16 protein-coding genes are annotated in these 12,753 nt (G+C 71.3%); 10 read left to right on the top strand and 6 right to left on the bottom strand.

Features of this window, described 5'->3' with window-relative positions:
- The first annotated feature begins 398 nt into the window (after positions 1-398).
- Positions 399-1,082 carry a glycerophosphodiester phosphodiesterase gene (locus tag OG322_RS35000; protein ID WP_123467495.1) on the top strand — a complete coding sequence of 228 codons (684 nt, stop codon included), beginning with the start codon at positions 399-401 and terminating at the stop codon, positions 1,080-1,082.
- A gap of 7 nt (positions 1,083-1,089) precedes the next feature.
- On the opposite strand, the gene OG322_RS34995 is transcribed toward OG322_RS35000, so the two are convergent.
- The gene (locus OG322_RS34995) at positions 1,090-1,647 is read right to left on the bottom strand and encodes a GNAT family N-acetyltransferase (protein ID WP_123467497.1); all 558 of its coding nucleotides are present in this window, start codon (positions 1,645-1,647) and stop codon (positions 1,090-1,092) included.
- A 140-nt stretch (positions 1,648-1,787) separates the two neighbouring features.
- Here OG322_RS34995 and OG322_RS34990 point away from each other — a divergent pair, with 140 nt between their 5' ends.
- From OG322_RS34990 to OG322_RS34960, 7 genes are all read left to right on the top strand, one after another.
- Positions 1,788-2,174 (top strand): VOC family protein, encoded by a 387-nt coding sequence (locus OG322_RS34990; protein WP_123467499.1) that lies wholly within the window; start codon positions 1,788-1,790, stop codon positions 2,172-2,174.
- Positions 2,175-2,316: 142 nt separating this feature from the next.
- Positions 2,317-2,907, top strand: a complete 591-nt coding sequence (locus OG322_RS34985; protein ID WP_123467501.1) for a DUF5134 domain-containing protein — start codon at positions 2,317-2,319, stop codon at positions 2,905-2,907.
- 86 nt (positions 2,908-2,993) lie between these two features.
- Positions 2,994-3,929 carry a M56 family metallopeptidase gene (locus tag OG322_RS34980; protein WP_329307436.1) on the top strand — a complete coding sequence of 312 codons (936 nt, stop codon included), beginning with the start codon at positions 2,994-2,996 and terminating at the stop codon, positions 3,927-3,929.
- 90 nt (positions 3,930-4,019) lie between these two features.
- Complete coding sequence (locus OG322_RS34975) at positions 4,020-4,715, top strand: phosphatase PAP2 family protein (protein WP_123467505.1); 696 nt, start codon at positions 4,020-4,022, stop codon at positions 4,713-4,715.
- A 46-nt stretch (positions 4,716-4,761) separates the two neighbouring features.
- Entirely contained in the window at positions 4,762-5,463 is a 702-nt protein-coding gene (locus OG322_RS34970; RefSeq protein WP_123467507.1) for an HAD family hydrolase, read from the top strand.
- A 70-nt stretch (positions 5,464-5,533) separates the two neighbouring features.
- A complete protein-coding gene (locus OG322_RS34965) occupies positions 5,534-5,713 on the top strand; it encodes a hypothetical protein (RefSeq protein ID WP_123467509.1) in 180 nt (59 codons plus the stop codon).
- Between the two features lie 113 nt (positions 5,714-5,826).
- Entirely contained in the window at positions 5,827-6,051 is a 225-nt protein-coding gene (locus tag OG322_RS34960; RefSeq protein WP_123467511.1) for a hypothetical protein, read from the top strand.
- Positions 6,052-6,217: 166 nt separating this feature from the next.
- Here the strand turns inward: OG322_RS34960 and OG322_RS34955 are convergent, their stop codons facing one another.
- Positions 6,218-7,708 carry an LVIVD repeat-containing protein gene (locus tag OG322_RS34955; RefSeq protein WP_123467513.1) on the bottom strand — a complete coding sequence of 497 codons (1,491 nt, stop codon included), beginning with the start codon at positions 7,706-7,708 and terminating at the stop codon, positions 6,218-6,220.
- Positions 7,709-7,883: 175 nt separating this feature from the next.
- Between OG322_RS34955 and OG322_RS34950 the strand changes: the two genes are divergently transcribed.
- Together OG322_RS34950 and OG322_RS34945 are read left to right on the top strand one after the other, a co-directional pair.
- Positions 7,884-8,555 (top strand): DUF305 domain-containing protein, encoded by a 672-nt coding sequence (locus OG322_RS34950; RefSeq protein WP_123467515.1) that lies wholly within the window; start codon positions 7,884-7,886, stop codon positions 8,553-8,555.
- A 78-nt stretch (positions 8,556-8,633) separates the two neighbouring features.
- Entirely contained in the window at positions 8,634-10,007 is a 1,374-nt protein-coding gene (locus tag OG322_RS34945) for an FAD-dependent oxidoreductase (RefSeq protein WP_123467517.1), read from the top strand.
- Between the two features lie 64 nt (positions 10,008-10,071).
- Here OG322_RS34945 and OG322_RS34940 read toward each other — a convergent pair whose 3' ends face one another.
- From OG322_RS34940 to OG322_RS34925, 4 genes are all read right to left on the bottom strand, one after another.
- Positions 10,072-10,440: an ArsR/SmtB family transcription factor gene (locus OG322_RS34940; RefSeq protein WP_123467519.1), complete on the bottom strand. Its 369-nt coding sequence runs from the start codon at positions 10,438-10,440 to the stop codon at positions 10,072-10,074.
- A gap of 106 nt (positions 10,441-10,546) precedes the next feature.
- Complete coding sequence (locus tag OG322_RS34935; protein WP_329307435.1) at positions 10,547-10,999, bottom strand: hypothetical protein; 453 nt, start codon at positions 10,997-10,999, stop codon at positions 10,547-10,549.
- A gap of 3 nt (positions 11,000-11,002) precedes the next feature.
- Complete coding sequence (locus tag OG322_RS34930) at positions 11,003-11,920, bottom strand: glycosyltransferase family 39 protein (protein WP_329307434.1); 918 nt, start codon at positions 11,918-11,920, stop codon at positions 11,003-11,005.
- Positions 11,921-12,054: 134 nt separating this feature from the next.
- Positions 12,055-12,471, bottom strand: a complete 417-nt coding sequence (locus OG322_RS34925) for an acyl-CoA thioesterase (protein ID WP_123467523.1) — start codon at positions 12,469-12,471, stop codon at positions 12,055-12,057.
- Positions 12,472-12,753 lie beyond the last annotated feature (282 nt).

Raw genomic sequence — 12,753 nt, 5'->3', positions numbered from 1 at the left:
CCGGAGGGACCGCCCGGAGGGGCGAGGTCCCCCGCCGTCGCACGCCTGCCCGGCAAACCCGTGCGGGACACGCCCACGCATGAGCGACACAGCTCGCGGGGCGTGCGCCTCGACCGATAGGACGGACCGCGTCAGCTCTTTCCGCACCACTCCGGAGAACCGCCGCGTGAGCATTCGTGCAGTCCTGGTCGCCGCCGTCATCACCGGGTTCCTGCTCGGCGCAGCCGATGTCCAGGGGCACGGCGCCCCGCTCCCCCGCCCGGCCGCCCCGCTCGCCGCGCGCTGATCCACCAGGGATTGCCGGACAGCCCTTAGGGTGCCGAATTGCGGTCATGCCGTAGTGCCGCGTGGGTAGGAGCAACACGCGGGGAGACGCCGTCGACGGAAGCGAGAGTGCCTTGTCTTTTCTCACCATCGGTCATCGCGGGGTGATGGGTGTCGAGCCGGAGAACACCCTGCGTTCGTTCGTCCACGCCGAGCAGGCCGGGATGGACCTCATCGAACTGGACCTTCACCTGAGCAAGGACGGCGCCCTCGCTGTCATGCACGACGCCGAGGTGGACCGTACGACCGACGGCAAGGGCCCCATCGCGGAGAAGACCCTGACCGAGCTGCGTGAACTCGACGCCGGCCGGGGCGAGCGGGTACCGGTCTTCGAAGAGGTTCTCGACGCCGTGGGATCTCCGCTGCAGGCGGAGATCAAGGACGTGGCCGCCGCCCGCACGCTGGCGGAGGTGATGCGGCGGCGCGATCTCGTCGACCGGGTCGAGGTGATCTCGTTCCACGACGAGGCGATCGCCGAGATCGCGCAACTGGTGCCCGGTGTGCGCACGGCACTCGTCGCCAGTCGCTGGGGCGAGGACGTGGTGGACCGCGCGAAGGCGGTGGGCGCCACCCGGCTGGTGCTCAACGTCCGGCGCATCACCCTGGAGCTGGTCGAGAAGGCGCACGCCGAGGGGCTGACGGTGGTGGGCTGGGTGGTCAACACCCAGGACCACCTGCGGCTTGCCCGCGGGCTCGGGCTCGACGGCGCGACCACCGACTTCCCGGAGATCCGCCGCGCGGGCCGCTTCACCGCATAGCCGCCTCTCAGTCCGTCGGGAGGTCCTTGACCAGCAGTTCGAAGGCGAGATCGTCGCGCTGCGGGATACCGAAGCGCTCATCGCCGTACGGGAACGGGCTCATCTCTCCCGTACGGCGGTAACCGCGGCGCTCGTACCAGGCGATCAGATCGTCCCGGACCGAGATCACGGTCATGTGCATCTCACGCACCCCCCAGCTCTCCCGGGCGGTGCGCTCGGCCTCGGCGATGATCACCTTGCCGAGGCCTCCGCCCTGGAGCGAGGGGCGGACCGCGAACATTCCGAAGTAGGCGGCCTCACCCCGGTGCTCGAGCTGGCAGCAGGCGACCGGCCCGCCGTCGCGCTCCACCACGAGCAGCCTGCTGCCGGGGTTCTCCACCACCGCGCGGACCCCCTGCGGGTCGATCCGCTGCCCCTGGAGGATGTCCGCCTCAGTGGTCCATCCGGTGCGGCTGGAGTCACCGCGGTACGCGGACTGGATGAGCTCCACGAGTGCGGGCACATCCGCGTCGGTCGCGTCGCGGAAGGTCAGCTCTCCCGAGTCCCGGGGCGGGGCGGTGTTCATGAGGGGGCTCTCCGTTTCTCTGCTGTGGCCGTGCCGCAGCAGCGTAACCCCCCGGCCGGGAGCCACGGCCTCGCGTCAGGACCGAGCAGACCGCTGCGCGCCCGCCAGGGATCGCGGGTGGGGCCGTTAGGCTCGGGATCATGGTTCATGTGCTGAGCAGCCGGATCCTGTTGCGCCCCACGGACCCCGAACGGTCACGCGCCTTCTACGGGGAGTCCCTCGGCCTGCCCGTCCACCGGGAGTTCGGCACCGGTCCCGAGCGGGGGACGGTCTACTTCCTGGGCGGCGGCTTCCTGGAAGTGTCCGGACGCGGTGACGCGCCACCGGCCCCCGGGCTGCTGCTGTGGCTCCAGGTGGCCGATGTGCGGGCGGCATACGAGGAGTTGTCGGCCCACGGTGTTGAGGTGCTGCGGGCGCCGAGGCGTGAGCCCTGGGGACTCGACGAGATGTGGATCTCCGATCCGGACGGGGTCCGCATCGCCGTCGTCGAGGTGCCCGAGGACCATCCGCTGCGCTTCCGGCCCTGACATCCGGAGCCGCTCGCACCAGCCGTTTCGCAATACACCCCCGCCGCGCGCTCCCCCAGTACTCCAGTGCGCCGCGTACAGGCGTCCGGCCCCGGGCATCGACTAGGCGACGGCGATGTCGTTCGCCCGGGGGAGGTCCGCTGTGCATGGTCCGGCGATGTCCGGCTGGCTGCTGATGGCGTTGTGCGCTCTGACAGGCGCGTACTGCCTGCTGCGTACCCGCAGCGGGACCGGGGAGGAGCGCAGGACGGCGCGTGCGGAGGCCGTGATGGGCTTCGGGATGGCCGCGATGGCGGTGCCCGCGGCCGTCCTCGCCCCGCCCGCGTGGGGATGGGCCGTGTACGCGGCGCTGTTCGGCGTCGCCGCGTTGCGCGCCCTGTGGTTCTCCCGCCGCAGCGGTCACCATCTGCACCATCTGGTCGGCTCGTCGGCGATGGTCTACATGGCCGTCGTGATGGCGGGTCCCGGCGGGGCGGCGCACGGCGGGCACGGATCGCACACCATGGCGGCGGCCGGGGGCGTACCACTGCTGACCGGACTGCTCCTCGCCTACTACGCCGCCTATGTACTGCACTCGGGCGCCCGGCTGATCCCGGTGGCCGCGATGACGAGCGGCGGCGGGGCCGTGGCGGGCGGACCGCCGTCGGCCGGCTGGGCCGGCCGGCCGGAGCTGGCGCTGGCCTGCCGTCTGACCATGGGGATATCGATGTTCGCGATGCTGCTCACTCTGTGAGACAGCTGACCCGGCAAACCGTGGCGTACGTCACTTGGCGAGCACAGCCATACCCGTGCGTGCCGTGCCCCTCATAAGGTGACGCCATGTTGGTCTCCCTCGCGCTGCTGCTGCTCGGTGCACTGGCCGCCGTCGTGACCCCGCGGCTGATGGCGCGGGCCGAATGGCCGGAGCGCGAGCCCGTCGTGGCGCTGTGGGTGTGGCAGTGCGTGGTGGCCGGTGTGCTGCTCTCCTTCGCACTGTCCATGACGTTCAGCGCGGCCGCGGCCTGGCAGGCGGTGCGCGGCCATGTCTTCGCGCCCGCGCCGCACGCCGTCGTCGAGGCTTACGCCCTTGCGGCATACGGGCCCTGGTCGGCCGTGATGGCCGTGCTGCTGGCACTGGGCGGTGTGTGGACGGCCGCGATGCTGACCCGGGAGATCCACCGGGCGCAGCTGCGTCGCAGGCGGCGGCGGGCCGAACTCCTGGTGCGCTCCCCGCTGATGCCCGGCGAGGAGCCCGGCAGCGAACGGCTGGTGGTACTGGAGGGGGAACGGCCCGATGCCTGGTGGCTGCCGGGCGCGGCACCTCAACTGGTCATCACCACCGCCGCGCTGGGCAGGCTGAAGGGCCGTCAGCTGAATGCGGTGCTCGCGCATGAGCAGGGGCACGCGAAGGCGCGCCACGACTGGCTGCTGAACTGCTCCGCCGCGCTGGCGTCCGGGTTTCCGCAGGTGCCGGTGTTCGCGGCGTTTCGCGGCGAGATGTACCGGCTCGTCGAGCTGGCCGCCGACGATGTGGCGTCACGCCGCTTCGGCCGGCTGACGATCGCCCTGGCGCTGGTCGAACTCAACGAGGACCGGGGCGTGTTCGGCCCGTCCCCGACACCGGACGCGCAGGTGCCGCTTCGGGTCGACCGGCTGCTGGCGCCTGCGGGGCGGCTCACCGCGGGCCGCCGGCTGCGGCTGACCGCGGCGGCCGCGCTCGTACCGGCGGTTCCGCTGCTGGTCGCGCTCGTTCCGGCGATCAGCGCCCTGGGTTAGCGGGACAGCGCCCCCGGCCGGCGGAACACACCCTCCGGGACCGGAGCACGGGGATGGCCCCACGCACCTCGCGTCGGAGAGGATCTCTCCATGCACCACTCCCAGCTCCTCTCCCGTCCGGACCGTATCCGCACCTCCCGGCAGGCCCTGCGGACCGGGACCGTCTGTGCGGCCCTCTCCCTGACGCTGCTGGTCCTGGTCGCCGCGCGGTGGTCACCGCTGATGAGCCTGGACCGTACGGTCGCCGACGCGTTGCACCGGCGGGCGGTGACGGAGCCCGGCCTCGTCCACGTCAACCGGGTGCTGACGGACTGGCTGTGGGACCCCTGGACGATGCGCGCTCTGATCGCCGTCGCCGTGGTGGCCCTGTGGTGGCGCGGCGCCCGGCCGCTCGCGGGCTGGGTGGCGGCGACGAGCCTGTTCTCCAGCCTCTTGCAGCAGGGGATCAAGGCCGCGGTCGGCCGGGAGCGTCCCCAGTGGCCGGACCCGGTGGACTCCGCCCACTACGCGGCGTTCCCGTCCGGGCACGCGCTGACGGCCATGGTGAGCTGCGGACTGCTGCTGTGGCTGCTGCGCCGGCACGGCGCCGGACCCCGGATGTGGCGGGCGGCCCTGGTGGCGGCGTGGGTCTCGGTGCTCGGGGTGGGTGTCACCCGGCTCTACCTGGGCGTGCACTGGCCGTCCGATGTGCTGGGCGGGTGGCTGCTGGGGGCCGCGCTGGTCGCGTTCGCGGTCGCGGGATTCGAACGGTACGAGTCGCGTGAACAGCGTTCGCGCGACGTCTGAACAGGCATCCTTGCGGCGTTGTCAGCACATCGGCGAGGATCTGGCCATGCCGATCAAGGGTGTGCTCTTCGACTTCTCCGGGACGCTGTTCCGGATCGAGTCCGTCCGGTCCTGGCTCGCCGCGGCCTGCGCCGTGCGGGGGGTGAGCGTGGAAGAGGCCGACTTCGACCGGTACGCACGGGAGCTGGAGGCCGCCTGCGCGCTGCCGGGCGGACCCAGTCCGCAGCGGGTGCCGGAAGCCCTGGCGGAGGACTGGGCCTGCCGTGACGAGAGCGTGCACCGGCACCGGGCCGCGTACACCGGTCTGGCCCGCCAGGTCGCGCTGCCTGATCCCGGGCTGTACGACGCGCTGTACGAACGGCACCGGACCCCGGAAGCCTGGTGTCCGTATCCGGACGCGGCCGAGGTGCTGGGCGCGCTGGCCGGCAGTGGTGTCCGGATCGGCGTGGTCAGCAACATCGGCTGGGATCTGCGGCCGGTCTTCCGGGCGCACGGCCTGGACGCCTTCGTGGACGCGTACGTGCTGTCCTTCGAGCACGGCATCCAGAAGCCGGACGCACAGCTCTTCCACACGGCCTGCACACTTCTGGGACAGCATCCGACGGATGTGGTGATGGTCGGCGACGACCGGCACGCGGACGCCGGAGCCGCCGCACTGGGCTGCGAGGTGCGGTTCGTGGAGCACGCACCGCTGGCCGAGCGGCCGTACGGGCTACGGGAGCTCGGATTGGTGCCCGGGGTTGCCTGAGGAACATGTGAGAGATGTCCCTTGCGCCCAATGGGTCTGATTGTCACATGGGGGCCTTAGCCTGGTAGGTATGGCCCCGACTCCGTACCCGTCCGGTTCCGTGCGTTCCGCCTCAGCGGTGAATGAAGACATTCGCCATCTGTGGCAGCGCTCGGGCGGACGCCTGTCCCCGGAGGACGAGGAGGAGTACCAGCGCTTGCTGGTCGAATGGGCCGCGGCCACGGGCGGCGGCTCCCGGTCCGCAGCCTGACCGCTGTCCGGCGGGGCGGCCGCGCTCGCCCTCCGCACGCCTGGCTGATCGGCTCCGGGGCCGGGTTTCCGGTTCGCTGTGCGGCGGCCTTCGGCGCGTCGCACCCTGGAGGCATGACTTCTCCCCCGATCGTGATCTTCCGTCCGTCCCCCTCAGGCGGGCGACGCGTCACCGTGCAGCGCGACGGGCGGGTCCAGATACTCGGCCTCGCGCACTCCGATCACGATGTGATCGTGTTCCTGGAGGGCGCGGGGCTGGACGACCCCGAGCGGATTCTGGACAGCCCCGAGTGGGTCGAGTGGCGGGGCGGTCGGGCGCACCTGTACGAGGCGGCCTGAGACGTCTGGCTCCGGCGGTCCTCCGCGTCGCCGGAACCAGCGGTCACCCCCGGCGGGCCGGGCTTCGCGGGGCACGCCGGTCCCGCCGGGTGAGGAACCCCCGGCGGGACCGTGTGACGGTCGGGGCGGGCAGGCCGTCCCGCCCTGCGGCGGTCCAGCCGTCGGATCAGCGGTCGAAGTAGTCCGGCTGCGTCTGGACATTGAGCTCGTCCGTGCGCACCCGCTTCGCCGGATCAGTGCGCCGGTCGTCGATCCTCAGGACGTCGAAGCCCTTGGCGATGTCGTTGGAGTAGATGTAGCCGTTGTAGTAGTACGCCGACCAGGGACCGGCCGTGGTGACCTCATCCGTGCTGACGGGACCGCGCTCGAAGAAGCCGATCTCCTTCGGCTTCGACGAGTCGGTGAAGTCCCAGACCGAGACTCCGCCCTGGTACCAGGCCTGGACCATCAGGTCACGGCCCTTGACCGGAATGATCGAACCGTTGTGGGCGACGCAGACCTCGGTGTCGGCCTGCGGGCGGTCGATCTTGAAGTAGCTGCGGAAGACCAGCTTACGGTGGTCGCCCCTGCCGACGATGTCGTAGATGCCGTCGGCACCGCGCTTCGGGCCGATCTCCTCGTTGCAGGTGGCCGCGCTGCCACCGCCCAGCTCATCGGTGAAGACGACCTTGTCCGCGCGCTGGTTGAACGTCGCCGAGTGCCAGAACGCGAAGTTCACGTTGTCCTGCACCCGGTCGATGATCTTCGGGTTCTCCGGGTCCTTGATGGAGAACAGCAGACCGTCTCCCATGCACGCACCGGCGGCCAGGTCCTTGGAGGGCAGCACGGTGATGTCGTGGCAGCCGGTGGTCTTGGACACGCCCGGGTTCGTGGGCGCGCCCGGGTTCCCGCCGTCGGGGAAGAGCACCGGGAAGTTCACGACGCGGGCCTTCTCGGGTGCCTGGCGCGGCACCTTGATGACGGAGATGCCGTCATGCGGCGGCCGGCAGTCCGGGAACGCCTCACTCGGCGAGTACGAGGAGACGTACACATACACGTTCTTGCGCTCGGGGACGAGCGTGTGGGTGTGCGATCCGCACGCGGTCTCGACGGCGGCGACGTACTTCGGATTGCGCTTGTCGCTGATGTCGAAGACTTTCATGCCCTCCCAGGAGGACTTCTCCGTGGCGGGCTGGGTGGTGCTGGCACACGAGTTGTCGCTGCGCGAGGAGTCGGTCGACAGGAAGAGCAGGTTCCCGGAGACGGAGATGTCGTTCTGCGATCCGGGGCACAGGACCTGGGCGACCGTCTTCGGCGACTTCGGATTGCTGATGTCGAAGATCCTGAAGCCGTCGTAGTTCCCGGCGTAGGCGTACTTCCCCTGGAAGGCCAGGTCCGTGTTCAGCCCCTGGAGCGCGTCCTTCGGGACGTTGGCGAGATGGGTGATGTTGGGGCTGTGGACGATCTCGTCCACGCCGGGTACCTCACCGCTCTTGATCGCGGCGGTCGCCTCCGCCTCCTGGCGCGTGGAGACTTCGGTTCGGGTCGCGGCCGAGTCACCCGGGTCGGGTGTCGCGGCCGCGGGTCCGGCCATCAGCAGAGTGGCGAAGAGCCCGGCGGCGGCAGCCGCCACGCCCAGACGTCTGCGCCGCACCGGGGTGGTGTGCAACGAGGTCACTGCGTCCTCCCATGGATCCGAATGTGGTTGACCGGTTCACGGACTCCGGCAGTATCGTCCTTGCCATGGGCATCTCAACAGATGGCAACAGAGACGTAATGAAAGTTTCTGATCACAGCTGTGCGTTGACGTGCTAGGACAGAGCGCAACCACCCATGTATCAACGGAGGTCGCTTTGTTGATTCGTCGTCAGTCCCGGCGGTTCCGCGGAACCGCCCTCGCCGCCGCCGTCACCGCAGCCGTGCTCACCTCGGGCGGATGCGACGGGAGCGGCGGTGACAACGGCCCGGAGGACCGGGCGGGCGGGGGCAGTTCGGTCGTGGCCCCCGGAAAGCCGGGGGAGCCGGCACGTACGCTCTCGGCCTCGGAGGCCGCGAAGGCCGCCGCCGGGGTGGACACCCCCAACTCGGCGGACGTCCGCTACGTCCGGATGATGATCCAGCACCATGCCCAGGCACTGGTACTGACCCGTCTGGTCCCCTCCCGCTCCGGCTCGGCCGCGGTCAAGCGGCTCGCCGAGCGCATCACCGCGGCCCAGCAGCCCGAGATCGGCGCGATGAAGGGCTGGCTCAGCCGCCACGGCCGGACGGAGCAGGCCGACGGCCATGACCACGGCGCCATGCCCGGCATGGCCACCGCCGCCCAGCTGGAACAGCTCCGGGCCGCGAAGGGCAAGGCCTTCGACCAGCTGTTCCTCAAGCGCATGATCACCCACCACCAGGGTGCGGTCAGCATGGCAACCGAGGTGCTCTCGGAGGGGAACAACGTCCAGGTCGAGGAGATGGCCGACGACGTCGTCGCCCAGCAGACCACCGAGATCAGCCGGATGCGCTCTCTCCCCTCCTGACGAAACACCCGGCGCACCTCTCCCCCGCCGGGCGCCGCCGGTGCGATGCTGGAGGCACCCTCAGGGAAGAGGTGCGCCGTGCAACGCGTCGCCGTCGTCGGCTCCGGCCCCAGCGGGATCTACGCCGCCCAGGCACTGGTCGCCCACCCCCTGCTGCCCGGTGTGCGGGTGCACGTCCTGGACCGGCTGCCCTGTCCGTACGGCCTGGTGCGGTACGGCGTCGCCCCGGACCACGAGAAGATCAAATCGCTCCAGCAGAGCCTGCGGGCCGTCCTGGAGCACGACCGGGTCACCTTCGTCGGCAATGTCCCGGTGGGCGGGGACGGGGTGTCGCCGGAGCAGCTCGGCGGGCTGTACCAGGCGGTGGTCTACTGCGTCGGGGCGGCCACGGACCGCCCGCTGGGCATCCCCGGGGAGGAGCTGCCCGGCAGCCACTCGGCGACCGACTTCGTCTCCTGGTACAGCGCTCACCCCGATGCGGCCGCCGGCCGTTTCGCGCTCCAGGCCCGTTCCGTCGTGGTGATCGGGATCGGCAATGTCGCCGTCGACGTGGCGCGGATCCTCGCGCGGGGCGCCGATGAACTGCGGCCCACCGATGTGCCGGAGCCCGCGCTCGGCGCCCTGGCCGGCAGCCGGGTGCGTGAGATTCACATGGCGGGCAGACGGGGACCCTCGCAGGCCAGGTTCACCACCAAGGAGCTCCGGGAACTCGGCGCGCTTCCCGGGGCACGGATCACCGTGGACCCGGCGGAGCTCGTCCTGGACCCGGCGTACGCCGGTACGGCACCGGGCTCCCCGGCGCTCCCCGCGATGGTGCGGCGGAACCTCGACGTGCTGCGCGGGTGGGCCGCGGACGTCTCTGCCGACGGACGGACACCGGCCCGAACCATCGGGCTGCGGTTCTACCTGCGCCCGGTCGCGCTCCTTGAGCGCCGGGGGCGGGTGGCCGGTGTGCGGTTCGCCCGTACGGCACCGGACGGCACCGGCGGCGTGCGGGACACCGGTACGTTCGAGGAGATCGACGCGCAGCTCGTACTGCGGGCGGTCGGCTACCGAGGGATGCCCTTGCCCGGTCTGCCCTTCGACCCGGTGCGCGGGACGGTGCCCCACCTGGCCGGCCGGGTGCTGCGGGGCGCGGCCCCGTCGCCCGGGCAGTACGTCGCGGGGTGGATCAAGCGGGGCCCGACCGGGGTCATCGGGTCGAACCGGTCGTGCGCCAAGGAGACGGTCGCCTCCTTGGCCGAGGACGCCCCGCTGCTCGCCGGACGCCCGTCGGCACCGGATCCGGTGGCCGCGCTGCGGGCGTACGGGCTGCGGCCGGTGGAGTGGGACGGCTGGCTGTCGATCGAACGGGCGGAGGCGGCCCTGGGACGGTCGCTCGGCCGCGGGCCGGTGAAGATCCCGGACTGGCCGGGACTGATGGACGCGGCCCGGGGCGACGGCCTCGCGTAGGGGCCCACCCGGCGGTGGCGCGGCCGGCCGCCTCACACGAACCGGTCAGCCCTCGCCGGAGCGGTCAGCCCTCGCCGAGCCGGTCCGCCTGCCGGTTCGCGGCTTCGAGCACGCGATCCAGCAGTCCGGGGAACAGCGCCTCCAGGTCCTCGCGGCGCAGCCCGTTCATCTTGGCGGTGCCCCGGTAGATCTGCTGGACGATGCCGCTCTCGCGCAGCACCCGGAAGTGGTGCGTGGTGGTCGACTTGGTCACCGGCAGATCGAACCGGGAACAGGTGAGTTCCTCGTCCGCGGCGGCCAGTTCACGCACCACGCACAGCCGCACCGGGTCGGAGAGCGCGTGCAGCACCGACTCGATCCTGATCTCGTCACGTGCCGGGTGGGCCAGCGTGCGGGCGCCGACGGCCGCTTCTGTGGCACTGGCAGGGGTCACGGTGGCTCCGCATCGTCGCTTCGTCCGGAGTCCCCATAATACGAGATCCGTCGTAGCTTGACGCCGGTCACACCAGGAGACGGGCACACGAGGCGGCGGTGAGCCGTCACGCGTAGTTGCGCAGCTCGGGCCACATCGCGCCCCAGGGACGGCGGGGGCCGGTGCAGATGTAGACGTGCCCTCCCGATTCGATGTTGTGCACGCCGCCGGGGGTGGAGAGGGTGGCGGCCACGCGGACGTGCCGGAAGTACCGGCGCAGGTGGGCGGTGTACCCGGGGGCGTATGCGGGGCCGGGGGCGACGGCCACCACGGTCGTGGCGTCCGGGTTGCCGGCGCCCCACCACCAGTCGGTGTTCTGCGCACCCGCAGCGGTGGGCAGTCCGGCGCTCCGGCCCAGTTCGTTGATGGCGCCGGCCTCGCTGTAGTCCGCCGCGAAGATCACCGTGTTCGCACGCTGATCGGACGGGAGCCCGGTCCATACCTGCTGTACGGTGCCGACCAGTTGGGGCCAGCCCAGGGTCTCCCCCGACGTCGCGCTGATGCCGTACGTCCAGGCCACGCCTTAGGACGGCAGCACCGGCAGCACGATCACGGCGGACAGCGTGGCCGAGACGGCCGTTCCGGCCAGCAGGGCGCGCAGCCGTTCGGGGCGGGAGTACAGCCAGTCGTCGAGGCCCACCGCCCCGGCCGCCAGCAGGCACACGTACAGCCCGCCCAGGTAGTACACCTGGGCTCCGGTCGTCACGGCGAACAACACGAACAGCACGGCGTACGTGATCGCCAGGCATCGCCACAGCGGTCGGCCGGACCGCCACAGGAACCTCAGGCCTGCCACCCACAACAACGTCATCACCAGACAGGACATGCTGAGCTGCCCCACGATCCAGGTGACGATGTTTCCCGGGCCGCCGTGCTCCGCGTTCAGTGCCCGCGTCATCTCGAACATGGCCCAGCCGTGCCGCGCCTGCCACCACAGATCGGGCAGCACGAGCAGCACGGCGATCGCCGCGCCCGCGAGCAGCCGGCGGTCGGCCACGGTCCGGCGGGCCGGACCGAGCAGGGCAACGGCCAGCAGGACGGCCCCGAAGATCGCCGCGAGGTGATTGAATTCCGCGCCGATGCCGACCAGCGCTCCCCCGGCGAGCCACCACCGGGTGTCGCCGGTACGGCCGATCCGCGTGACCGTGAACGCGATCGCCGCCCACGCCAGCACTTCGTACGACGTCGTGTTGGCGACGTGCCCGCTACTCAGCAGCACGGGCATGGTGCCCGTCGCGATCGCGGCGAGCAGCTGCGCCCGCCGTGCGCCGCCGAACTCCCGCGCGGTCAGCCCGCCCACGACCACCGTGCCGGCGGCAGCCAGCGCGGGCCACAGTCGCAGACCCGCCTCCGAGACGCCGAACAACGACAGCGAGAGCCGGGCGAGCAGCGGGGCCCCCCGGTCGCGCCATCCGCGCGGCCGGGGCTGCCAGGCGCGCACGGCGCCGAAGCCGCTCGCACTTTACGCACCCGGGCCACACCCGGTGAAGAGATCCGGGCAAGTACGAGGTCAAGGAAAAGAGGTCAAGGGATTGCGGCCCCGGCAGGGCCCGGTACTCGGATGCCGAACCCCCGTCAGCCGCTCAGCAGCTCCGGGTCCTTGGCCAGCGAGGCGAGACGGCCGCCCGGATCAGGGATCAGCCTGCGGGTCGACAGGTCGAGGATGCCCGCGACACCCGTGACGTCCGCCGCCACTGTGCCGTCCTCCTTGAGGATCTGCTGCGCGACCGTGAAGGTCTTGCCCTTCCCGTAGTCGAACCGGCAGGACACCCGCACCCGTTCACCACCCCGCAGCTCCTTCAGGAACTTCACCGTGACCTCGAGCGCGACGGGCCCCACGCCGTCGGCCAGCAGCTTCTCCTGGGGCAGCCCGGCGGCCCGCAGCAACTCCCAGCGCGCGTGCTCCGCGTACTGGAGATAGACGGCCTGGTTCAGATGGCCCTGCGTGTCGAGTTCGTAGCCCCGCACGGTCACGTCCACAAAGAAGGTCATGAACACCGAAACGGCCCGGCGCACTCCGTCATTCCCGGACGGGGTGTCACCGGTCGCCGCGGGAGCCCGGACAACCTGCGCCGTCCGGGCCCTTTACGCACCTGTCATGCGCAGGTAACTTCCTGACCGCAAGATATTGCAGCAAAATTCAGACAGCCCTTGCTGTCGGATGCACTGCTCGCCCGAACCCCGAGGCGCGTCCGGGTTCTCCGGCGGGACCCGCGGGTGCTCGATGGGCACCCCGCTGTTGGCTGCGGCGGCCCGGGAGGCCGTCGCACTCCC

The sequence above is a fragment of the Streptomyces sp. NBC_01260 genome (genome assembly GCF_036226405.1).
GTDB lineage: Bacteria > Actinomycetota > Actinomycetes > Streptomycetales > Streptomycetaceae > Streptomyces > Streptomyces laculatispora.
Note: the sequence above shows the minus strand (reverse complement) of the source record. Positions and strands in the feature narration are given on the sequence as shown.

What these genes read in the sequence shown, in the direction of transcription:
- OG322_RS34995 (WP_123467497.1), bottom strand. Translation starts at nt 1,647, where the DNA reads ATGAACACCGCCCCGCCCCGGGACTCGGGAGAGCTGACCTTCCGCGAC.
- OG322_RS34990 (WP_123467499.1), top strand. Translation starts at nt 1,788, where the DNA reads ATGGTTCATGTGCTGAGCAGCCGGATCCTGTTGCGCCCCACGGACCCC.
- OG322_RS34980 (WP_329307436.1), top strand. Translation starts at nt 2,994, where the DNA reads ATGTTGGTCTCCCTCGCGCTGCTGCTGCTCGGTGCACTGGCCGCCGTC.
- OG322_RS34975 (WP_123467505.1), top strand. Translation starts at nt 4,020, where the DNA reads ATGCACCACTCCCAGCTCCTCTCCCGTCCGGACCGTATCCGCACCTCC.
- OG322_RS34970 (WP_123467507.1), top strand. Translation starts at nt 4,762, where the DNA reads ATGCCGATCAAGGGTGTGCTCTTCGACTTCTCCGGGACGCTGTTCCGG.
- OG322_RS34965 (WP_123467509.1), top strand. Translation starts at nt 5,534, where the DNA reads ATGGCCCCGACTCCGTACCCGTCCGGTTCCGTGCGTTCCGCCTCAGCG.
- OG322_RS34960 (WP_123467511.1), top strand. Translation starts at nt 5,827, where the DNA reads ATGACTTCTCCCCCGATCGTGATCTTCCGTCCGTCCCCCTCAGGCGGG.
- OG322_RS34925 (WP_123467523.1), bottom strand. Translation starts at nt 12,471, where the DNA reads ATGACCTTCTTTGTGGACGTGACCGTGCGGGGCTACGAACTCGACACG.